This is a genomic window from Photorhabdus khanii NC19, assembly GCF_000517265.1.
Classification (GTDB): domain Bacteria; phylum Pseudomonadota; class Gammaproteobacteria; order Enterobacterales; family Enterobacteriaceae; genus Photorhabdus; species Photorhabdus khanii.
The window spans coordinates 167,562-188,993 of record NZ_AYSJ01000009.1 but is presented as its reverse complement, the minus strand read 5'-3'; the positions used below and the strand labels follow the sequence as shown (position 1 = coordinate 188,993).

29 protein-coding genes and 2 pseudogenes are annotated in these 21,432 nt (G+C 45.1%); 10 read left to right on the top strand and 21 right to left on the bottom strand.

The features are described 5' to 3' along the window. The 19 genes from PTE_RS09800 to PTE_RS09715 form a co-directional block, all read right to left on the bottom strand. Nucleotides 1-303 (bottom strand): DUF2730 family protein, encoded by a 303-nt coding sequence (locus PTE_RS09800; protein WP_036845628.1) that lies wholly within the window; start codon nt 301-303, stop codon nt 1-3. Next, nucleotides 287-514 carry a TraR/DksA C4-type zinc finger protein gene (locus tag PTE_RS26485; protein WP_051477337.1) on the bottom strand — a complete coding sequence of 76 codons (228 nt, stop codon included), beginning with the start codon at nt 512-514 and terminating at the stop codon, nt 287-289. Before PTE_RS26485 ends, PTE_RS09800 begins: the two co-directional genes overlap by 17 nt. Beyond that, on the bottom strand, nt 498-641 hold the full coding sequence (locus tag PTE_RS25710) for a hypothetical protein (RefSeq protein ID WP_165577088.1): 144 nt from the start codon (nt 639-641) through the stop codon (nt 498-500). The genes PTE_RS26485 and PTE_RS25710 overlap by 17 nt, the downstream gene beginning before the upstream one ends. A gap of 28 nt (nt 642-669) precedes the next feature. Then, nucleotides 670-1,125 (bottom strand): hypothetical protein, encoded by a 456-nt coding sequence (locus tag PTE_RS09790; RefSeq protein WP_036845626.1) that lies wholly within the window; start codon nt 1,123-1,125, stop codon nt 670-672. Beyond that, nucleotides 1,118-1,381: a hypothetical protein gene (locus PTE_RS09785; protein WP_036845623.1), complete on the bottom strand. Its 264-nt coding sequence runs from the start codon at nt 1,379-1,381 to the stop codon at nt 1,118-1,120. The genes PTE_RS09790 and PTE_RS09785 overlap by 8 nt, the downstream gene beginning before the upstream one ends. Next, nucleotides 1,375-1,632, bottom strand: a complete 258-nt coding sequence (locus PTE_RS09780; RefSeq protein ID WP_036845620.1) for a hypothetical protein — start codon at nt 1,630-1,632, stop codon at nt 1,375-1,377. The genes PTE_RS09785 and PTE_RS09780 overlap by 7 nt, the downstream gene beginning before the upstream one ends. After that, on the bottom strand, nt 1,632-2,141 hold the full coding sequence (locus PTE_RS09775; protein ID WP_036845617.1) for a glycoside hydrolase family 108 protein: 510 nt from the start codon (nt 2,139-2,141) through the stop codon (nt 1,632-1,634). Before PTE_RS09775 ends, PTE_RS09780 begins: the two co-directional genes overlap by 1 nt. 106 nt (nt 2,142-2,247) lie before the next feature. Further along, nucleotides 2,248-2,730, bottom strand: a complete 483-nt coding sequence (locus tag PTE_RS09770) for a hypothetical protein (protein WP_036845615.1) — start codon at nt 2,728-2,730, stop codon at nt 2,248-2,250. Between the two features lie 12 nt (nt 2,731-2,742). Beyond that, nucleotides 2,743-3,189, bottom strand: coding sequence for a Mor transcription activator family protein (locus PTE_RS09765; RefSeq protein WP_036845704.1), 447 nt, complete (start codon nt 3,187-3,189; stop codon nt 2,743-2,745). Then, complete coding sequence (locus PTE_RS09760; RefSeq protein ID WP_036845612.1) at nt 3,165-3,668, bottom strand: hypothetical protein; 504 nt, start codon at nt 3,666-3,668, stop codon at nt 3,165-3,167. Before PTE_RS09760 ends, PTE_RS09765 begins: the two co-directional genes overlap by 25 nt. Next, entirely contained in the window at nt 3,665-4,192 is a 528-nt protein-coding gene (locus PTE_RS09755) for a gp16 family protein (protein ID WP_036845609.1), read from the bottom strand. Before PTE_RS09755 ends, PTE_RS09760 begins: the two co-directional genes overlap by 4 nt. Continuing rightward, a complete protein-coding gene (locus PTE_RS09750) occupies nt 4,185-4,601 on the bottom strand; it encodes a hypothetical protein (protein ID WP_036845606.1) in 417 nt (138 codons plus the stop codon). The genes PTE_RS09755 and PTE_RS09750 overlap by 8 nt, the downstream gene beginning before the upstream one ends. Before the next feature lie 87 nt (nt 4,602-4,688). Then, nucleotides 4,689-4,877 (bottom strand): hypothetical protein, encoded by a 189-nt coding sequence (locus PTE_RS09745; RefSeq protein ID WP_036845603.1) that lies wholly within the window; start codon nt 4,875-4,877, stop codon nt 4,689-4,691. 1 nt (nt 4,878) lies between these two features. Beyond that, on the bottom strand, nt 4,879-5,511 hold the full coding sequence (locus PTE_RS09740) for a DUF3164 family protein (RefSeq protein ID WP_036845600.1): 633 nt from the start codon (nt 5,509-5,511) through the stop codon (nt 4,879-4,881). Continuing rightward, nucleotides 5,501-5,698: a hypothetical protein gene (locus tag PTE_RS09735; RefSeq protein WP_036845597.1), complete on the bottom strand. Its 198-nt coding sequence runs from the start codon at nt 5,696-5,698 to the stop codon at nt 5,501-5,503. Before PTE_RS09735 ends, PTE_RS09740 begins: the two co-directional genes overlap by 11 nt. A 12-nt stretch (nt 5,699-5,710) precedes the next feature. Then, a complete protein-coding gene (locus tag PTE_RS09730; protein ID WP_036845594.1) occupies nt 5,711-5,971 on the bottom strand; it encodes a hypothetical protein in 261 nt (86 codons plus the stop codon). After that, a complete protein-coding gene (locus PTE_RS09725; RefSeq protein ID WP_051477335.1) occupies nt 5,968-6,921 on the bottom strand; it encodes an AAA family ATPase in 954 nt (317 codons plus the stop codon). Before PTE_RS09725 ends, PTE_RS09730 begins: the two co-directional genes overlap by 4 nt. A 14-nt stretch (nt 6,922-6,935) precedes the next feature. Next, nucleotides 6,936-8,921: a transposase domain-containing protein gene (locus PTE_RS09720; RefSeq protein WP_036845591.1), complete on the bottom strand. Its 1,986-nt coding sequence runs from the start codon at nt 8,919-8,921 to the stop codon at nt 6,936-6,938. Nucleotides 8,922-8,975: 54 nt separating this feature from the next. Beyond that, the gene (locus tag PTE_RS09715) at nt 8,976-9,194 is read right to left on the bottom strand and encodes a helix-turn-helix domain-containing protein (RefSeq protein WP_036845590.1); all 219 of its coding nucleotides are present in this window, start codon (nt 9,192-9,194) and stop codon (nt 8,976-8,978) included. A gap of 151 nt (nt 9,195-9,345) precedes the next feature. Here PTE_RS09715 and PTE_RS22805 point away from each other — a divergent pair, with 151 nt between their 5' ends. The 7 genes from PTE_RS22805 (at nt 9,346) to PTE_RS09675 (ending at nt 17,250) form a co-directional block, all read left to right on the top strand. Beyond that, nucleotides 9,346-9,987: a helix-turn-helix domain-containing protein gene (locus PTE_RS22805; protein WP_051477333.1), complete on the top strand. Its 642-nt coding sequence runs from the start codon at nt 9,346-9,348 to the stop codon at nt 9,985-9,987. Nucleotides 9,988-10,490: 503 nt separating this feature from the next. Then, the gene (locus PTE_RS09700) at nt 10,491-11,411 is read left to right on the top strand and encodes a 2OG-Fe(II) oxygenase family protein (RefSeq protein ID WP_036845586.1); all 921 of its coding nucleotides are present in this window, start codon (nt 10,491-10,493) and stop codon (nt 11,409-11,411) included. 40 nt (nt 11,412-11,451) lie between these two features. After that, the gene (locus tag PTE_RS09695) at nt 11,452-12,897 is read left to right on the top strand and encodes a cytochrome P450 (RefSeq protein ID WP_070974575.1); all 1,446 of its coding nucleotides are present in this window, start codon (nt 11,452-11,454) and stop codon (nt 12,895-12,897) included. Between the two features lie 14 nt (nt 12,898-12,911). Then, entirely contained in the window at nt 12,912-13,799 is an 888-nt protein-coding gene (locus PTE_RS09690; protein ID WP_036845585.1) for a 2OG-Fe(II) oxygenase family protein, read from the top strand. Nucleotides 13,800-13,836: 37 nt separating this feature from the next. After that, on the top strand, nt 13,837-14,772 hold the full coding sequence (locus PTE_RS09685) for a 2OG-Fe(II) oxygenase family protein (RefSeq protein WP_036845694.1): 936 nt from the start codon (nt 13,837-13,839) through the stop codon (nt 14,770-14,772). 35 nt (nt 14,773-14,807) lie between these two features. Further along, nucleotides 14,808-15,710 (top strand): 2OG-Fe(II) oxygenase family protein, encoded by a 903-nt coding sequence (locus PTE_RS09680; protein WP_036845582.1) that lies wholly within the window; start codon nt 14,808-14,810, stop codon nt 15,708-15,710. Between the two features lie 337 nt (nt 15,711-16,047). Then, on the top strand, nt 16,048-17,250 hold the full coding sequence (locus PTE_RS09675) for an MFS transporter (protein WP_051477331.1): 1,203 nt from the start codon (nt 16,048-16,050) through the stop codon (nt 17,248-17,250). Between the two features lie 90 nt (nt 17,251-17,340). On the opposite strand, the pseudogene PTE_RS09670 reads toward PTE_RS09675, so the two are convergent. After that, a pseudogene (locus PTE_RS09670) lies at nt 17,341-17,550 on the bottom strand (anion permease); the annotation flags it as partial. 79 nt (nt 17,551-17,629) lie between these two features. Here PTE_RS09670 and PTE_RS09665 point away from each other — a divergent pair. Continuing rightward, nucleotides 17,630-18,113: pseudogene (locus tag PTE_RS09665) on the top strand (IS5 family transposase); the annotation flags it as partial. A 272-nt stretch (nt 18,114-18,385) separates the two neighbouring features. Here the strand turns inward: PTE_RS09665 and cpxP are convergent. Next, nucleotides 18,386-18,877 (bottom strand): cell-envelope stress modulator CpxP, encoded by a 492-nt coding sequence (gene cpxP, locus PTE_RS09660; protein ID WP_036845578.1) that lies wholly within the window; start codon nt 18,875-18,877, stop codon nt 18,386-18,388. A gap of 158 nt (nt 18,878-19,035) precedes the next feature. Here cpxP and cpxR point away from each other — a divergent pair, with 158 nt between their 5' ends. Beyond that, complete coding sequence (gene cpxR, locus PTE_RS09655; protein ID WP_036845575.1) at nt 19,036-19,731, top strand: envelope stress response regulator transcription factor CpxR; 696 nt, start codon at nt 19,036-19,038, stop codon at nt 19,729-19,731. Then, entirely contained in the window at nt 19,728-21,098 is a 1,371-nt protein-coding gene (cpxA, locus tag PTE_RS09650; RefSeq protein ID WP_036845572.1) for an envelope stress sensor histidine kinase CpxA, read from the top strand. Before cpxR ends, cpxA begins: the two co-directional genes overlap by 4 nt. Nucleotides 21,099-21,432 lie beyond the last annotated feature (334 nt).

Here is a 21,432-nt window from a genome sequence, read left to right as displayed (position 1 = left end):
TTAATTCTTTTCCTTTAATTCATTTTGCAATAACAAATCGCTCAGGTGGCGTAACTGACGCAGCTCCGGCAAGGCGGCTTTTAAGTCGCCGCGCAGGTTCGCCATCTCCAGCTGCAAAGCGTGCAATTCTTTCTGATTGGGCAGAGAGGATAACGAGCCTTCGAGTTGACGCACCTGCATTTTAAGTAACTCCACATCATCACGCTTGGCGTAGGTTTTACTGAGCAACACCAGCACCACGTTAAAGGTGACCGTAACCGCGGCCCACATTATTGCCCAGTTCTCTTTAAGTAAGACCAGCACTGAATTTTTTCCCCCGTAATTCAACCTGTTTTTGACAGCCAATACAGCGCTCAAACGCCGGATTAATGGCAAGCCGGGCGGAGGCAATCGCCTCGCCGCAGTCATGGCAAAATCCGTTCCCTGTCTGAACCGGGCGCTCAAAACACGCTCTTAGGGCTAATTCGCGCTGGTATTGCTCTAACTCATAGGCCTGGTCAATCAGTCTGCTCATTGTGCCTTTCCTGTTGTTTGCCCGCCCAGGCTTTGATTGCCCGAAGCTTTTGCGCCAGCTCCTGACTCCATTGCCCGTACCGACCGGCATGAGTCAGCAGTGCCTGAGGCTCGCCGGAGCGGGGCATCGGCGGTTTCGCAGGCAGTTGTAACAGATCAGGGGGAATTGCCGGGCAGGCTGAAATCACCAGGGGCGGCGTGGCGGTAACCGAGAGCGGTTTGGTAGAGCCGCAACCCGTCAGGGCCAATACCGGTGTAAGCACTACCGTCATTATTAAGGGCATCCGGAATACTTTGCTCAATACGCTGCGTGGTTTGCGATAAGCGCGTGATAGCGGCGTATAAGTCATTTGAAATTTTTTCGTTTGCATGTTGCTGTGCCTGCTGTTTTTCAATCAAATCATGCAGCGCGCCGGCGTTTAATTCGGCGGTGGCTTTTTGTGCCAGGTAAAAAGACAGTTCTGCTGCTTTACGGTTTTCAATTTCTTGATCTATTTTGGGCTGTAAGCGTAATTCAGCGAGTTTATAACCCACACCGCATAGCCAAAAACCTACACCACAGAGCAAGACAATGCGGCCATAGTGTCGGAAACGTCGGATAGGATTAATCACGGGCAAATACCTCTCTGTTCTCGGTCACGCTGCCCCGCTCTCTGTCACGTTTAATGGCCGCTTGTTTTGATGCCTGAGAATGGGTGACCCACGCGGCGAGGTAGCCGACGAACAGCGATTCATCCATATGACCGGCCAGTGCACACCACAGCAATACCACTGTACTGGCAATAAATGCCCCCAATAAAGTCGTATCGGACGTCGAAAGGCGTCCGGTGGCGGGATTGCTGATGAGCTGTTTCAGATGTGCTAACATCCCGGCCTCCTGTTGCGTTCAGCACGCAATAAGCGGATATCTTGAGCAGAAACGGATTGCCAGCCCCGACAAAACAGAGATTGATACGTGGCGTTATGGCTATAGATTGGCATGTCGCTGATATCGTTGCCGGCCAATGCCTGCTGTAAACAACGTTCCCGCCCGGCTTTATAGATACTGAGATAACGCGGGTTACGCAGTTCAGCAATTTGTCTTTTTAATAGGTTGTCTGAAATCGGCGGCGGCAGCATCACAACACCTCTAACACGGCGGATGCCAGCTTATCCAGGCGGTTAAACCACCCGGATAAAAAAGCTTTTTGTGTCGGGTTCACGGCAATAATACGCGCGTAAGTCAGTGCACGCCGATTAAGCAGCCGGATAAACAGATATTGTGGCGCAAAGGTTTCAACGGCATTCAGCGTATCAGGGCCGATAACGCCGTCATCCCGCACACTCATCGCCCGTTGTAATTGCTGTACGGCGGGCTTGATTCCGTGCTGAACGGCGGCATCAAACACCGCCAGTGAGATACCGGCAGGTAACTTATCGCAACCGGCTTTCAGCCAGAAATCCCGGTAATAGAGTGCGGTGGCGTCGTCTTCGGTTAATGCGGCAATATTGAGGTGAGGGTAGCTGCGCTGACTGATACCAAACTTGGTCTGACCGCCCCGATCATTGGGGTTATTGACATAGCCGCCCTCCACGGACAGCAAGTAATGGATAGCATGGATAAAGGAAACGCTGTAACGGTAAGTCATGATGGCTACCTGTTGTTGATAATCGGTAGCTCATCATCTTATGGGGCGGGGAGAGGATGGGTTTGTGGGGAGTCAAACAAAAATCAATCAATAGCGAGAATGATTGTTAACTAAAATCACCTTGGCTAATACCACAGGTAAAAACAATATCACTCGTTCCTTTATCAATGGATGTGTAATATCGAAACGAATTAACAGAGGTAGATACTTGCCTACCCTCAACTCTGGTTGCAGCTGCCATCGTTGCGAGCAATTCTTTACCTTGTTCTTCGGTGAGGTTTTCGATTACAGATTTAGAAAACTGCACACACAAAACAGCCGTATCCATTAACTTTTTTTCCAATACTTTTTCATTGCCTGTTAACTTAAATACTGCGGCTATAGCTCTATTATTAGCCCAATATTGGTTTCCATCAACAATAGCAACATGAGTATTTTTTTTAGTGTCACCTATAAATTTCCATTCACTAGCTTTTAGTAGGCCATAGGCTTCTAAATTTTTCTTCACAGTGTCAAAGGCAGGAAGTTGAGCCGCATGACAAGAAAAAGAGAGTATTAAACATGTTAATAGGAAAAGGCATTTTTTCATGATCGTCCTTACTTATCTAAGAGGTAAATCAATTTGATAACGTTTTCGATGTAGCATCAACTGTTGGCGCAGAATAGCATAAACTGTTGAATGAGTAAGAGCATATTTCTTAGCCAGATTATCAATATTACCTTGCGAACGGCTCCATTCATCAAACAATTGGTTATCCCGTAAAGCCGCTTTTAGTGTTTCCCCAGTGGGCAAGTAAACCGCCCGCCCTCCGTAATAATGCGCCAATGCACCCACAAGCTTACTGCTGGATAAACGGGAGAGTGTTTCTTCTTGTCCTTGCCGTTGCAATTCAGCACTGAACAGATCAACCATATCTGCCAGCAACTGCGGCCAGCGCCCTTGCAACTCAGCAAAGGGGATATCATTTAACCTATCCAAGAGTTGCCCCAGTTCGACATGATCATCATCAAAAAGTGGCAGGTTTATTTCGCTTGTTTTGTTAGCCATTCGGCACCTCCTGATAACTTGGTAACATCAACGCCCATTTGCTGCATTTGTTTAAAATAGGCATCACGACTATCAGAACCTGAAACTTGCTGCCGTTCACGTTCATTGATATTGCTACTTTGAGCAAAAACTTGCTCGGCTGACTGATAGACGGTTTTCAGGTAGTTATGATTAGATAACGGTTTCTTGTCCCCCTGTGCCCGCTTTTCCCGGATCCGTTCAACGGTTTCGCTCAATGCGTGAGCCAGCACCCGGCCAGGTTTGTAAAGCGCCAGCACTTCCCCGGCCAGCTTTAATGCCCGGCTGTTTGACAGGTTTTGTTTCTCACGGCGAAACAGGCCGATATAGGCCACCAGATGCCGGGCACAACTGCCCGGTAACTCAGCCAGTATTTTCAGTAGCTGACGGCTCGCGTCATCTTCACATAACGCCTCTAAATGCCAGTCAGAGTGGCAAATTGGGCAACGGGCTATTTTCATGATGATTTCCCCATATTAAAGGCGTGACATATTGCATCGTATCCCCGGTGTTCTGGCAGAGGTTGCTTGCGGGCTACCATGCCTTCTGTCATCAACCGGATATGCCATTTTTTCAAACTCTCAATAACCGGATAAACCAGTGTGGGTGTTAGCCAGCCGACCTCTGCGACCCCGGCACCATTATTGATTTTAGCTGTTTGCCGCATCACAAATTTATTCAATGCTGACTCTGAACCATCATCAATAAACCCGTGCTGATGCATGGTGATCCAAATAGCCCGAATTTTGTTGATTTCTGCCGTGCGCACACGGCCTTTAACATGCTGATGATTACGTTTAAAACGGCGTTTAAATCCCCGTTCAACAAACGCGGCGTACACCTGTTTTAATTCATGATGAGACATATCACTGCATGATGTTTTCCCGCCGGTTACTGTCGCCAGGGCCGCGCGATAAGTGTCATCATCAAGCTTAAGCGTCGTTTTTGCGATATGAATAAGGCGGATCAGTTGTTGTTTATTCATTCTCATTAACCCATGCTAAACCGTCAATTTTTTTGTATTGCCGGATCAATTGGCTGGCACTTGCAAATATCGGAGAAAGATAAGTGTAGTTGCTATATGCATTTGGGAATGTCTTTTTCAGATAACGTTTACCCATTTGTTTTTCCATTTCTGCAATTTTTGCTTTGCTATAAAGCGGCTGTGTCACCGTCAGCCAGAATAGTTTTGTAAGCGGGTTATACTCGTCACACTTTTCATTCCCCCAACCCGCACACAGAGTATGATTAAAATACACAAAAAGCTTATTTCTGCTTTCACTCACTCTTTCCCGAACAATACTAATGACAGTCTCCTGGTACTTAAAATTAACGTGACAAAACAATCCCTTAAGCTCGCACTCAATTTCTTTCCAGTTTGATTTATCAATCATTGGGTTTTCCTTATTGCCTGAATTTGGCGTAAGCCTGCCCTGGCGGGTTTACGCCAATTAATTAAAATGAATTAACCGATAATTAAATTAAGCCGGAGTTAAATAATCCGTTCTCACAAAATAAGGCTCAATGCTAATTTCAACCACCGTGCAATTCGTTAAGTCTTTCGCTTTACCTATCGTCTTGACCGGTATTCCACCGCGTAATATTTTGTTGGGCTGATAGATAAAACTGGCCCCAACCCGATAACGTTGATTAAACCGTCTCGCTTTCATATCAGACTCCAGCGATATCCAGTGATATCGGTTTATACTGGTCAGTATCACCGACCCGTTCATAAACCCGAATATAGGATTTACTGCCGATAACCTGCAATGCTTCGCCGATGGCAACCATTGCCTGTTGCCAACGTTCGTCATCAATATCAAGACGGCGCAGGGCCAGAACGCGCCCGGTGTTAATATCGCCCTCTTTATCGGTGGAGAACGCCTGATTAATCAGCGCATGAATTTCAGGACGCGCGCCCTCTGTCCAGTCAGCCAGGCAACTGTCAATCAGCTCTTTTGCCGCTTGCAGACGCTCATCAAACGCAATACGGTCCTGTATTGCCCGCTGGATTTTGAAGCGTCCGTCATAGCAAGGTAGTGTGACGTTCCCTTTTTTCCCGCCTTTTGTTGCGCCATACGCTTCTGCTGACAGGTCAATAAACGCCTGAATATCAGCAAATGCCCGCAGCTTCAATTCAGCTAATGCCGAGTTAACGGTAATGGCCTGTTCGACGATTTCCCCGACCAGGCGGTCCCGCTCTTTATCAATTTCACGGATAATAGAGACTGGTGTTAAAACACCTTTAGCATCAACCCAATAGCCCTCCGGGGCCTGCTGTGTGGTGTATTGTTTAGTGGACATATTGGTTAACCTCCTGAGTGTGAAAACATAAATCGTGTTCCTGCGCGAGGTAATGCTTAATGACTTGTACCAGCGCCATGACCTCTTGTTTTTCATTGGCCGTGTAGACAGCCCCCCCTGACGCCTTAACGTCGTGCATTAATTTCCCCTGATGAGTGGTAATGACAATTTCGATTTTAACAGCCATACATCCCCCTAATTAATGTAATGATTCAGACCAATACACCTGACAACCGCAATGCATAAACATCCCCTGCCGATAATCACTGTTGCGCCCCAGATATCGGTAAGTGGCCTTGCCATTACGAATTAACTGTTCGCAATGCGTATGGCGGGCAATTTGAATACGCGGGGCGCTATCCCGTATCATGATACTCATCACAGTAAAGCCTTGTTGCGTCAGCGCGGATACCGCATCACCGACACGATTGAATGCCGAAACCAGAGAATCCTTTGTCATAATGTCGTCCCCTCTAAATCTTTAACCGCTGCGCGGATATGTTTTTCCGCCAGTGATTCGTTATTGCCCTTAGCAAACATCGCGGCCAGCCGCAGGGTATGAGATACGGTACGCAATGCCCCAGGGCGTTCTGATAACTGTTGGACTAATGCGCGTTCCTGTTGGCCCAGTCCCCAGGCATCCGCAATGGCGGTAACGTCATCTTTTTTGGTTTTCAGGATGGCGACTTTTTTCGCAATTCGGCTAAACAGTCGCGCAAAGTCCACACTGCGGGAACTGCCGCCGGTGAGTTTGGCATAGACCTGATGATTACCGACAAGGGCCAGACCAATGCCTGTTTCTTCCTGAAGAATGCGCAACTCCTCAAGCACCGGGTAATCAAGATGGTCGGCTTCATCAATCACCAACAACCCGGATGTCCCGCGTAATTTTCTGCGCACTGCACGGCCTAACTGACCCGCCCGGCGAGGCGCATCCCCCAGGCCCAGTTCTAAAGCCAGTTCGTACAGGCATTCGCTCAGGCTGGCGCGGGAGGGTGAAACGGTTATCAGCCACACGTTAGGCCGTTCAGCCACAAACTGCTGCAAGGCTTTGGTTTTACCGACTCCCGGACTGCCGTAAATCACACTGATACATTGCGCAAGCTGGGCATATTGCAACGCACTCCAGATTTGCCGCACAGTTTTGGTCTGAACAAAATCCGGGGCTGCCGGCATTTCATTGGCGCGCTTGCGGCGGTTCTCCAGCCAGACGGACAGCTGGCCGGCCACTTTGCTGTTGTCCCCTTTATAGCTTTCATTCATAAACTGAGATAAAGCCGTACTGGAAATGCCGCTTTCACGGGCGACATTGCTGTAAGTCAGGCCGTCACTTTCAACCAGGGTTCGGATAGCGGCACGAACGTCGGCCAGCTCTGTTTGTGTTTGAGTCAACGCTATAATATTGGTCATCGTATTCTCCTCAATTAAATTGTGTTTTTCTGCTGTTGTTCATGCAACTGTGCAACCGCATGTTCAAAAGCATAGTCATAATCGGTGTCTGACTCGGTTTGTACTTCAACCTGTACACGCCGCACGGTATTACCTGCCGGGTGGTAAATTTCCACCACCCGGCTTTCTGGGGGGGCCGGCGGCACGGTTTCCGGCATCAGTTCCGCCACCTCTAATGCCGTCATACGGCGCTGGGCAGCCGTGGCTTCTTTAGTGCGCTTAACAAAGCGTGTCCGGTTACGGTCATGCTCACGGGCAGCTTGAGTATCACCAAACCCGGATTTCTCAATACAGGTGGCTTCACAGATAAAACGGCCATCCAGGGTGTAACACAGCACACTGTCATGCAGGGCTGCCGGATCAAAGCGAATGACGATTTTGTTAGGCTTAATCCCCAGCAACTGCTCGTTGTAGTACCGGTTTTTACGTGACTGTATTTTGCCGCCGGCGTTTAAGGTAAAGGCGCCATGGGTGACCGTGACTGATTCAGACGGCAGCAACAGTAAATGGCGCTGCTCTGCGGTCGCTTTACGCACCGTACTTTCCTGATAGCTTTGTTCAAAAGCCGCATCAAAGGACAACATGCCCCGGCAAACTTCCGTATCGCGCCTGGGCCGTCTGTTCCAGAAAGCGATCCCTTCCGCCAGCGCCGTTAAAAAGGTTTCTGCATCAACAACCCGGTCACCGTAATTATCCGGCTTTGTCATTGGGTTAGCGCCGGTGTAAGCCCCCGCCAGTGCCGGATGCTTATCAACAACTTCACCCAGCCCCCCATGAGAGAACGCCCGTTCAACCGGTTTGGCCTGCCCATGGCCCCGACCGAACAGCACACTGGTCCAGTGCAACTGGATACCCAGCAACGGGATGATGCCTTTCGGGTCATCTTCCTTGACCTTGAATCGGTAACGGTTGGGTACACCGCCCGTCATCCACTTGTTAGCGGCGGCCCGGGTGTTATCGATAGTGATGTGTTTGGGAATACCGTATTGCTCAACCACATCGGCCAGAGCCAGCCGGATGCTGTCGCTGTTCTCGGACACATCAGTACGCCAGGCCAGAATCTTGCGAGTACGGATATCCTGCCAAATCCAGGTCTTGGGTCGGATAGTTTCACCGTTAAACCATTTAACAAAAACGTTATGCTGGTAACCGTCGCCGTTAATCCATTCCATCGCATCCAGTTCAAGCACAGTGCGCTCTTGCGCAGGATAGAGCCGCATCAATGCGTGCTCACCTTCACGCAATAACACGACCTGTTCGGTCGGTACTTCACGCTCCAGCTTGCGGCGCAGTGATGACAGGCTCGGTATCGTCCAGCCGTGGTGCACAGCAGCTTCTTCCAGCCGGGCGTAGCAGGTGCGTAAAGCGGGTTGCTCCGGGCGCAGATAATCAGCAAGTAAGAAGTCCCAGGCGGCAGACGTACATTCCGCCTCTTTTGCCTTGCGCGCTGCCATATTGTGCCCATGCTTACCAATTAGCGCTGCCAGCCAGTCAGCGCGGTCAAAAGGTTTCGCCTGGTAGTACCAGCGCCGAACACTGGCTGAGGGAACCTGTAACGCATCCGCGACAGAATCAAATGCGGTTAGGGTGTCGATACCGGTTTCAATCATGCCGGCCACCGCAATCACGACCTCACATTTTTGGCGTGCTTTTTCACGCTGATTATTGTTAGCGTTATTCCAGTTTTGCCAAAGCAGCTCATGCGAGTAGGTTTCTGCCGGCTGTTTTTTATTTTTGATGTCAAACCGCAGGTTGTTGATTTCCACCGCCCCTTGCTTTTTCAGTACTGCCGCCCGGGCGACAGGAGGCAGGCAACTTATCGGGTATTCAAATGATTTTGAACCTGAGCGTGTGCGGCGCTTTTCGCCTGCTAGTTTATCCAGATTTGCACGAATGTTATGTTGCATGCTGGGAAAGCCTGGCAAGCCAATACACTCTTTAGCAGTAACCCAAATATCCATCAGTTTCACACTCCCAAATGAAGGGGATTGCTCCCGTAGTTTTCTTTTGTATGGTTAACGGTTATAGCGACTCGGCCAAATGACTGACGGGTCAACCCCAATTGCCTGAGCGATAATTCTTTCACCCTTCGGCCAAGGGCGTGTTAATGCATTTCGCAAAGTATCCTTAGCTAAACCTGCTCTGACAGACAATGCGCGTAGATTTGTGCCGCGTTTTTCTAAGGCTGCGCGGATATCTGCACGATGCCAATCTGCTTGCTTGCTTGTCTGCATTGTGAAATCCTTATAAGTTTATCGGTGCGGATAATCTCTATTGATTATCGGTGTGAGTATGAATGTACGGCAGAAAAAACCGAATGTAAAGCTAAATTCGGTTTTTTCTGCAAATTAATTCCTGTAGGGATTTTTCAAGGGGGACAGTTCAATGGTGGGCTTTTACAAAGAAGAAACTGACAATAAAGAGAATAAACTGAATCGGATTATTCCAGATGAGCGAATAATCCATTTTGGTGAGCGTTTGCGTGAAGCTATGAAAGGAGAGTCTATCAATTCGTTTGCAAAGCGTTGCGGTATGTCTGAAAGGGTAATTAGGAATTATTTAGATGGCTCATCGTATCCATCAATTGACAGATTGGCCGTTCTCGCCAAAGCAAGTAACACTTCATTGGAGTGGTTAGCTACAGGTCAAGACGTCTCGGTTAAAAATGCCGAATCGGTTTTTTCTGCAATTCATAATGAACAATTATCTCCTTCACAAAAACAACAGCAAGCATGGTCTGAGATTTTAGAAAGAATGACTCCTGAGGAAAGAGAATCAGTTATTGATAGGGTTTTCAGGCAAGGTATCAACGCATTACTCACACCACCCCAGACAGACATTCAGCAAGGATCGCAATTCCCCTGGCCGGAAGACCTGCATGCCAAACTGGGGATATCTAACCACTCATTGGCGTTTGCTCAGTTGTATGCGTCTTTAACTGATGAACAACGGCAGAGATTTTTGGAATCTATCAATGACAAAGAACGTCTCCCGGCAAACCACAAAATGAGCAGCAAAGCAGGTTAGCATTGGCTCAAAGTAGCCGATGTTTTAAAGCGTATTTAAAGATGTTTTAAATGACTGGATAGGGCGTTCCCGGTTTTATTAAAATAAGTGGCACAAAAGCAACAAACACAAAAACTTTCTCATTTTAGTTAGTCTGCCCGTCAGGGCAGGAATAAACTTATCACATCCACGCAACACCGCACCACCATTGAATTTATGCCCGCGAATTTCCGTTTATTTTCACCAATTCCCTATTTCTTTTTGTTTCTCATTACTTGTGGTTCAATACACCCGGGATTCTGCTAAACCCATTAGAGCAATCATGCATCGTGTAAAACATCAAATAATTGACCGTTCAAGCTTTGGTCATTTCACCTCCAGTTTCTGTGAACCGGGTGCCGAAGCAGGTATTTACAGTTATTCCTCTCAAAAGGGATTACATAAAGTGTGCAATTCCCGAGATTTAATAAATGCCAATGATGAAGAAATCTATTTGGGGACACTACAACCAGGGAGCTTAAACAATGACCCTTAGTATTTTTGTACCAAGCAGAGCCAGAATTGATGAAAATCGTATTGTTTTCAGTTCCGGTAATATGGTTACTGCACTACGTGATGGCTGCTTAGCTTTACAGATTCCAGATGGACTCGATTTGGCACCAGGTAAAAAACTGGCTCGGGAATTTTATCTTGATCCTATAACTTATTCAAATTTATCAATAGGTTACAGAGGATTTCGATATAGGTCTGACATTTATTTTGATCGTGAGCATTTTCAAACAGAGCACATTCTTGCTGATGAACTTCAACGCAAATCTACATTCCCGACTGATGTTAATTCTATGTGCGGAAAAATGCATGATCTTGCCAGAATAGTATTACAGGAGATTCTATTTGATATCGGTGTTTCCCCTCTGCTGTGGAATAAAGTAACAGACTCAGCAACTAAAGGTGGTGGAATCAAATGGTTTGCAGTCAACCATTATCGCCCAAATCGACAAAAACCAGGGGCGCCAGCACATAAAGATACAGGATTCATTACAGTTTTATTCTGCGAACAACCTGGCCTTGAAGCGTTGATCAACGATCAGTGGATGTCCATAGAGCCTATAGGAGGATATTTTCTTATCAATTTTGGGGGAACACTCGAACTTATTACAAAAAACCTACCAACAAAAGTTAATGCGGTCCTACATAGGGTAAAACAATGCGAATTCAATCCTGAACTTGGAGACAGATATTCGTTTGCTGCATTTATAAATCCATCCGCTTCATGTGACATTTTCCAAGTTAGCGAAGATGGTCAGGAGGCAATCCCAATTACTTCTGTTGAAGAGTTCCTTAGAAACTTTAATAAACAGACTTGGCAAGATAATTATTCAGACTTCGGCATAACAAAGAAACAAGTTAATACACTATCAGAAAACAATAATAACCAAAGATAAGCACCACAAATAATACACGTAAACGAAATGGAGATACATTATGTTGAATCCAGCTTCTCAGGCCCCCTTTCCTGGCCTTATAGCACATCACCCAGGTACTGATATTCTGTCAGGACACGGAAATGCATTTCATATTGCTACGATTGAAAATGGTGAAGATGCCTCCTCCTATTTCGAGAAATCAGGTATAGCAGACTTAGCTGACAAGAATGGAGGATTGTGTACCTTCTGGCTTGGAGATGATCTTGCTCTTTACCAGAATACTAACATTCCATTAGTAAATGATGACGAACTTGAACCGTCTATCAATACGAACGCTGACTTGTTCGGATCTTTTATGGGGTCATTACACTCTAAAAATCCAATCCACCACCAAAAACGGGCTATTGTCGAGCGTGCCCTTGGTAATGTCAGATTCATATCTGGTCTTGATATGTACATCCAAACAGCAGCGCATGATTACCTCATACAAATAAAAGATAAAAAATTACCGCTAGACGACTTTACGCTATATATGGTTGCTCATATAGATAGTGGCCTTCCTGGTATTCTCGATTTTAATGAAAAACCTTTAACATATTATTTATCATCAAAAAAATATGGATATGCCGCACGAAATTTTTTTGATATCGCGTCCGAAGTTATTAGCAAAGTCAATACTGATTCTATCAAAGACGTAGATCTTGTAGTTAATATGACGAGAGACATGCTTGAGGCAAATTTCTCTTCATTGTCGACAGCTCCCATATCTAATATGGTGAGAGCTCAGTTCACGCAGTGGAAACGTCCTTTCTCGTTAGAATCGATCTGCTCTTTGAGTACTTCAGAGCTGAAAGAAATAGGCACTATCATCATAGCTACCTACGACACCACAAGTTTAAGCCTTCTTTGGACCTTAGCATATCTTGGAGCTAATCCAATTGTTCAAGATCTTCTGAAGGTTTCAATTGATACCGAAGATGATCCAATAGAGTTGGCGTCACTACTCGTTCTGGAAGCATTACGCTTGGGCGGTAGCAACCCAACTGCGCTTTGGAGACGAGTCAGAAGGCCGTTTGTTATTCACCACCAAGGTGCTGATATTACAATTCCGGTAAATACAATGCTTTGGTTGGATCGTCGTCGAGCAAATAGAGATGCTAATGTTTTTCCTTATCCCGATCAATTTGATATCAGAAACATCAGACACATAATGAAAGAAGAGAACGAGAAAATAACCTCTATTCTTTCCAGAAGTCGTCATGAAATTAATTCCTTTAATATGGTCAATACTAATCTAAGCCCCAGAAAATGTCCTGGACGTTTATTTTCTGTCAGAGAACAAGCACTGATACTTGTGGAATTATACCAGAATTATAGCATTTCTATAGTTGGCACCGACTTGGCACTTGCATCCCATAGTTCAATGCCACGCCCCATATCTCCTGGAATTATTCAAATCAAGCCCAAGAGACTAACTCAATCTACTATTACTGAACATAAATAGTGTAGAGGTAAAAAATGACTCACATACTACCACCAGCAGAACTTATTAGTAATAAATTACATTTCTCTGATAAAGATGGTTTTAATCGAGCATGCCAATTTGGTGCTTTCTATCTAAAACATCCAGACGGATTAGATTTCAATGCAGGTATTACACTTGCGAAAAATTACTACCTAAAACCTAATGGTGGGTCAACTGACGATTATCGAGGATATCGTACAAAAGATCTCAAACAATCACTTCTTGGATATTCCCAAACAGGTAATGATCAAGATGAACTACTTCAAATAGAGTGCGTACTCTGGCATGAATATCTACCAAAAGCAGTCTCCAACCTTCTCTGGGCTATTAATGATATTAGCCGAATAACACTTTCAGAACTATTCGTTATGGCAGGCGTCTGCCCCGATGATATCGACACGATAACAGGTGGAATGTATAAAAATAATGCGCTCCAGTATTGTATATTCAACCACTTTAGATCACATATCCAGTATCCTGTCGGCCTGACAGCTCATAAAGATAGTGGCTTCATTACCACTCTTTACACCACTGAACCCGGTTTAGAGTCTCTAGAGGGTGACAAATGGCTTCCTTTTGATCCACTGGATGGACATTTCACCGTAGTCATTGGCCATTCATTCGAAATTCTGATGTCCAAATCATCCCAACCAGTGACCGCTAGTTATCATCGTGTTCGGGGTATGAAACTACGACTATCAAACCAAGAAGATAGATTCACTTTTGGCACCTATATTGGACCGAGATGGGATCAAGATCTTTATCAATATGATAACGATGGCATTCTTACACCTATAGAATCATTTCTCGATTTTCAGAAGAGGAAAGCGGATGAAATGGCTTACGAATTTCATCCAAAAGTCGAGAATATTCACAGATAAAACAAAAGTTCTTTCACCACACTTCAGGACCATGATTATGAAAACATCATCAACAATGCGAACTCTGGTGAAACTACCATCAATGCCATCCGAAATCACAGCCTCAAAAGTGTATAAACCAGCAAACATGGCAAGATCCCATCTGGAAGGAGATCATCTCATTTTTGCTGATGACGATGGTTTTAACCGGGCTCTCCGGCATGGTTTTTTCCTCCTGGAAGTTCCATCATATATGGATTTTGAATATGGAGATCGATTTGCATACCACTTCTTTGAACCCGCCACAGAAGGTGATCTCCTTCCCTATACGGGATTTAAATCATGCACTTTTCCTACCGATTACGAAGGTTATTTCGACAGAAAACATGATCAATGGGAAAATTTATACATCGAACAGAAACACTGGAGTCTAATTCCATCTGAAGTCGCTACACTGGGCCACCATATGGCACACATAGGTATATGTATACTACGTTCAGTGTTAAATCATGTAGGTATTCCGCGTAGTGACTGGGAATTAGTCACAAGCGGACTTTCAGAAGGGCAAGGGCACCAGATGTTAGCGTTTAATCACTTCCGATCAGATAAAGCAACCCGAGGCTCGAAGTTTCATCGAGATTCCGGCTGGGTGACAGTCCTAAGATCAACTGAACGTGGCCTTTTGGCCTATATAGATGATGAGCTTTTGGCTATCGATCCTATTCCAGGCTACCTGATAATTAACTTCGGTAGTTCGATGGAAGTGCTGACAGAAAATTTAATGATAAATGTTCGTGCCAATGTACATGGCGTTGTTCGTACAGAACGGAATGGGCAGCGCGACAGGATGTCATATGCGATGTTTTTAGACAGCAATCTTGCCGGTAATATCTACCAATATGGCCCCCAAGGCCCAATCAAAGTTCAATCCGTCGAAGAATTTGCTATCCAAGAGGTTAGTCGAACATACGATGAAAATAATGGTACTTTGTAGATATTTTCCGCATAATAAATCTGAGGCTTTATAGTATGAATATAAATAATAGATATGAATGGGCATCCTCCAAACTACAAAATGGCAGGCTTCTATTCGACACTACCGATGGATTTAGACGTGCAGTAAAAGATGGTTTCTTCTTTATTAAAGCACCAGATACGTTAAATCTATCTTCTGGTGACCTGTTTGCAACAAACTTCTACCTACCTAAAACTGGAAATTCATATGATGCATATCGGGATTTCAAAAGTTGGACTACCGAAAAGCTTGCGGAAAGGGAAGGATATTTTCTACGCAATGCAGATCAAGTCGAACAATTTTTTTTAGAACATCGATTCTGGAAGAATGTATTTCCACTCTCTCTCGTTACTCAAGCAACTCAGATGAAAGAATTCGGACTAGAGGTACTACGTGCTATTCTCTCTCAACTAGATATTCCTGCCAAATTGTGGAATAAAGCCACAGGAGGGTGCCTATCAGGGCTTGGTACTTACCATCTTACTTTCAATCATTTCCGCCCGACAGTACGTTCACGAGGTCTCAATATACATAAAGATTCCGGCTGGGTGACAATATTACGTTCACTAGAGCCAGGCTTAGAAATACTAAGAAAAGGTGAATGGCTACCAATCATCCCCCGCCCTGATACTTTCATTGTAAACTTTGGTTGTGCAATGGAAATTTTAACTCGATACGCCACAATACCTGTAGCAGCCGTGGCGCACCGTGTAGTTGAACAAAAACCGGGAGAGCAGAGCGGTGTAGACAGGTTTTCCTACGCGCTTTTCATTGACAGTAGCCTTGATAAAAATGTCAGCAAAGGCTTATACTCTTACAAGCATGACAAAGGCTTGGTCCTTGAAACAAGCTTTGAAGAATTTCTGAATAAAATTCTTCATAATACGTATGAACAACATACTCAGGGGCTTTATTAACTCAGCTTAAAGAACGAGCTTGCTCTCTATGGTTATTAGGTGTACCAACTTACTTAACACCCAACTAATCAGATAGAGAGCATCAAATACCCAATCTCACAAATTAATTTCTTGCAAGCTTTCTTTGTCCGGTATACTACTAACAATCTGATTATCCTCACTTTCCCTACCAGCTTTTGTAGTACTTAATACTTCCACCATCCTATCTAATCTTGCCTGACACTTCCTCCCCTCTGTGTATTTCACAACATCTTTTCTATGTTGTTACCGGCTCATCACTCTTTACCACAAAAAATATACGACACGCCCCTACATAAATGCGGAGTTAAATTAATTTATGAACAGTAAAACTCAATATCCACCCACTTTAGGACAGAATACAAACTTCACGCTTTTATTTATCCTTTCAGTCACCGTATTCTTCGTTGGTGCAACCGAATTCATGCTGTCATCCATGCTTGCCTCTCTTGCGGTAGCTTTTGGGACAACTACTGTCGGAGCATCCTGGCTGGTGTCTGGTTATGCATTTTCCTATGCTCTGGCAGCCCCGGTACTCGGATATTTTTCAGATCGTGTTAATCGGAGCAGATTACTTCTGAGTTCCTTATTGTTTTTCGCCGTAGATGGTCTCGCTATCATTCTTGCACCCACTCTTGAAATCGCAATCTCACTGCGGATTTTTGGCGGTATAGCATCAGCGGTAATCATACCGACAGTATTTGCCTTAATTGCTGATATTGTTCCTTATAACCGTCAGGCAGGCGCGATGGGAGTCGTTATGCTTGGTATGACTTTCGGTATTGCATTTGGTCCAGCCTTAGCAGGAATACTCACGGACCTCGTTAGTTGGCGAGCACCATTTTTATTTAGCTCACTTGGCTGCATCGTCACATTTGTCGCAGGGTTTTACTGTCTTCCGACGCAAACAGCATCAAAAGAGCTTATAAGCCGGCAATTAGTCTGGTTTCGGCAATGGTCGGTTGTCAGGCCACTCATCGCAAAAGGTGCCTGGAATGGTGCCGGTGTCTCTGCTTTTCTTTTGTCTGGAGAAGTCTTACGTCAACGGTACGGATTTGGTCCAACCGAAATCGGCTTGACCGTTATCGCCTTTGGCGTCGGTCTGGGAATAGGGAATATGTCCGCTGGTTGGCTTCGCAAGCTTTGTAACCGAGAAGAAGTGACTTTAGTCTTTGTCAGTCTGCTACTGACTGGTGTGATCTCAGTTTTCATGCTCGCTCCAATTACGCTCTTCGGCTCACTGGGATGTTTGATACTTTGGGGAATCGCGCTTGGCGTTGGAGCGCCTTCAAGTACCGTCGTCTTAGTGACAAGAGCAGGTACTGACAAAGGTATAGTTCTGGCTTTTGCAGAAACGTTCAATAATCTGGGCATCTTGAGCTTAGTCCCATTAGCCACAGTAGGATTAACAGAAGGAGGTCCGCACGCAGCAATGATTGTGTTATCGGTAGGATTGGTAATCGGCCTTACATTGACAATATTAGATTTCTGGCTGACGCGTTCAACAAGTTCTTCGCTATGAATCTTCGTCCTCTGGCTTTATATCCCCACCATATATTCGATGGGGATATTGATGAGTTATTGTGTCCAGAGGGACGTTGGTAAGTTTCAGTTACAGCCAGAATAACCAAGCAAACAGAAAGATGATAGCGATACAGGCAATATTCAGCACCATACCCACTCTGACCATTTCAGTCTGTTTAATAAAAACAATCGCATTAGGTGGTGTGGCAACCGGCAACATAAAGACACAGGATGCCCCAAAGCCGATAATTAGTGTTAGCGTCATTATCGGCATACCCAACGCTTCCGCAGCGGTTGCAATATCGGTACTAAGCTGTGTCCCTTAATGTAAGTTGATAGTATTATCATCTAATTAGTTTCAATATTGGAAAAAGATGATGGCCCGCTACGACATTCCTGATGACGCCTGGATATTGATAGAACCTTGTTTGCCCCCTATACATTCAAAGCGAGCAGGACGTCCACATGTTGAACACCGCCGTGTGATGAATGGGATGTTCTGGGTGTTATGCTCAGGGGCACCGTGGCGCGATTTTCCTGAACGCTTTGGCCCCTGGAAAACGGTCTATAATCTATTTAACCGCGGGTCAAAATCGGGCATTATCAAGAAGATATTTAATCGGTTACTGTCCATTCTTGATGAAAAAGGCTTGATTGACTGGTCTGAAATTTGCCTGGATGGGAGTAATATTCGCGCCAGTAAAGATGCCGCAGGGGCAAAAAAAACATCCTGATATCCCTGACCATGATGCGCTGGGTCACTCCCGCGGAGGTTATGGCACNNAAATCCACCTGGCAACCGACNNAAAAGGTTTTCCCCTCNACNNGANTTTNNCNGCNGGGCAAGCTCACGAAAGTCAATNTGCNATCACGTTAAACCCACTGAATGGCTGCATGGAAATTTAGCAGTAACAAGCAACCGTAGCACTCAAAAATGTCCACACTTAAAAATTTCCACGCTACTTACAGTTGCTTATAAAAACCTTATCTAGTTGATTTTAAAATGAATTAATCTTAGCCAGATAAAAAAAACCCGCCTGAGAAAAGCGGGGGAAAAGACAGGGATGGTGTCTATGGCAAGGAAAAATTCTCGGTTGCTACTATTTACTGCTTACTGCTATGGGTATTACAAATCAGTTCGGTAACTGAGAAATACGCTGCTGATGATGTTGCTCCAATTGCACTTGCTGTTCAGGAGTCAGCAATTGGTACATCTGATGATGAATACGGGCCATTTCTATCTGACGTTCAACATTAAATTTGACCATCTTTTCAACTTGAGCCTTTACTGCCGCTTCATCAAAATCTTTCGCAGTGACCAGCTTACGCATCTCTTCACGCTCTGTGCGACTCATGGACATTGACGAACGCTGTTGATGTTTCTGCCCCACCAAATCACGCATTTGCTGACGCTGTTGCTCAGTTAAAGTGATACCATTAAACATATGATCGTTATCACCGATGTCATTATTACGGTAATGATGGTTTCCCTCGCTTTTATAACCACAGGGTGCACAATTACCGGGTACCGTAGCAGCGTGCACTATACTTTCTGTTTCAGCTAAAGATGCTGCCAAGCCAAGAACAAATATTGACGCTAAAACTAACGCTGCTATGTTACGCATTAAACAACTCCTCGTTTCCCCGAACGATGCTATTCGATTCAAATTGTAGACAACTATACCTACGCGGCTGCAAACTAGCGTCAGAGCTTGTAAAAGAACGTAAAGTCGTGGAATAGCAAAGTTTGTTATCGTATTTTTGCTCTTGGAGGAAGTAATCGATGCATAAAATCCTATTAGTTGATGATGACCGAGAATTGACATCACTATTAAAAGAATTACTTGAAATGGAAGGATTTAACGTTGTTATCGCTCATGATGGAGAGCAGGCATTAAAATTCCTTGACGATTCAATTGATCTGCTATTACTCGACATTATGATGCCGCGTAAAAATGGCATTGCAACACTGAAAGAACTTCGGCTAGACCATCAAACCCCGGTGATTATGCTGACAGCACGTGGAAGCGATTTAGATCGCGTGCTGGGATTGGAATTAGGTGCAGATGACTATCTCGCCAAACCATTTAACGATCGTGAGTTGGTAGCACGTATACGCGCTATCCTTCGCCGTTCAAACTGGAGTGAACAACAACAGGCAGAAAATGGCCCTCCCCCCCTTCAGGTTGATAAACTGCAATTAAACCCTGGCCGACAGGAAGCCAGCTTTGCTAATCAAATATTAGATTTAACCGGAACTGAATTCACCTTGCTCTATTTATTGACTCAACACTTAGGCCAGGTTGTATCCCGCGAACACCTGAGCCAGGAAGTATTAGGTAAACGACTGACCCCATTTGACCGGGCAATTGATATGCATATTTCCAACCTGCGCCGGAAATTACCTGAACGGGAAGATGGCCTGCAATGGTTTAAAACATTACGTGGCCGTGGATATTTAATGGTTTCCCCAACATGATAAACAGTCTAACGGCACGCATCTTCGCCATTTTCTGGTTCACCCTGGCATTAGTCCTGATGTTAGTCTTAATGGTGCCGAAACTGGATTCCAGGCAACTGACCTCCCTGTTGGAAAATGAATACCGGCAGGGCGTCATGTTGGAACAACATATTGAAGCAGAATTAGCTCAAGACCCGGCTAATGATTTACTTTGGTGGCGCCGTTTATTTCGCGCCATTGAAAAATGGGCACCACCAGGACAACGCCTGATCCTAGTGACCAGTGAAGGACGAGTCATTGGTGCCCAAAGAAGTGAAATGCAAGTTGTCCGCAACTTTATCGGCCAATCAGATAACGCAGATCATCCGAAAAAGAAAAAATATGGCCGTTCTGAGATGTTAGGACCATTTTCTATCCGGGATGGGGAAGATCATTACCAACTCTATTTAGTTCGCCCGGCGAACAGCCCGCAATCAGACTTTATTAACCTGATGTTTGACCGGCCACTATTATTATTAACGGCCACCATGTTAATCAGTGCGCCATTACTATTATGGCTAGCATGGAGTTTAGCCAAACCTGCCCGTAAATTAAAAAATGCCGCCGACGACGTTGCGAAAGGTAATTTACGTCAGCATCCCGAACTGGAAGCTGGGCCACAAGAGTTTTTGGCTGCGGGTAACAGCTTCAACCAAATGATCAGCGTATTGGAGAGAATGGTCACGGCACAACAACGGCTAATCTCCGACATCTCCCATGAACTGCGCACGCCTCTTACCCGTCTGCAACTGGCAACGGCATTACTTCGCCGCCGTCATGGTGAAAGCAAAGAACTGGAAAGAATCGAGACAGAAGCCCAACGGCTGGACAGCATGATTAACGATCTGTTAGTGCTCTCCCGTAGCCAGCATAAAAACGAACTCCTGCGGGAAAATATCAAAATAACCGATTTATGGAACGATATTCTTGATAACGCCATATTCGAAGCTGAACAAATGGATAAAACCCTTGAAGCAACCTTACCACTGGGTTCCTGGACCATTTACTGCAACCCATTAGCACTTGGCAGTGCTTTTGAAAATATCGTGCGTAATGCCTTACGCTACTCCCACCACCATATTGCGGTCGCATTCCATGCTGATCATCAAGGGATCACCATTACCGTTGATGATGACGGCCCAGGAATCAACCCGGAAGACCGCGAACACATATTCCGTCCTTTCTACCGTACAGACGAAGCCCGCGACCGGGAATCCGGCGGCACAGGCCTTGGTCTGGCGATTGTTGAAACCGCCGTTAGCCAGCACCGCGGCTGGGTACGTGCTGAAGACAGCCCATTAGGCGGCTTACGTCTGGTCATCTGGCTGCCACTTCATGGACGATAATACAAATACCAAGATCAACTAACCTTATTCTATCAATTCATCAAACAAGTATTCTGTCAGGCTTGACCCAGAAGGGCTGACAGTTTACTCTTTTCATTAATCATTAAAAAATCTTATATTTTGTTTCTTTTTGTTGCGACAAGTAACTAAAAAAAGCATTTTAAAATCAAAATATTAAATGAATTTATAGAACTATATGGATTTCTGGGAACCAATAACCTAGTGCGGTAGCTTTATTATTATTTCACTATTTATTATTTCAACAATAGACCTTACACAAACTATTTAAAAATAGCCTGTTAAAGTTTCATCTGCCAAATAGCACTTATGAAAA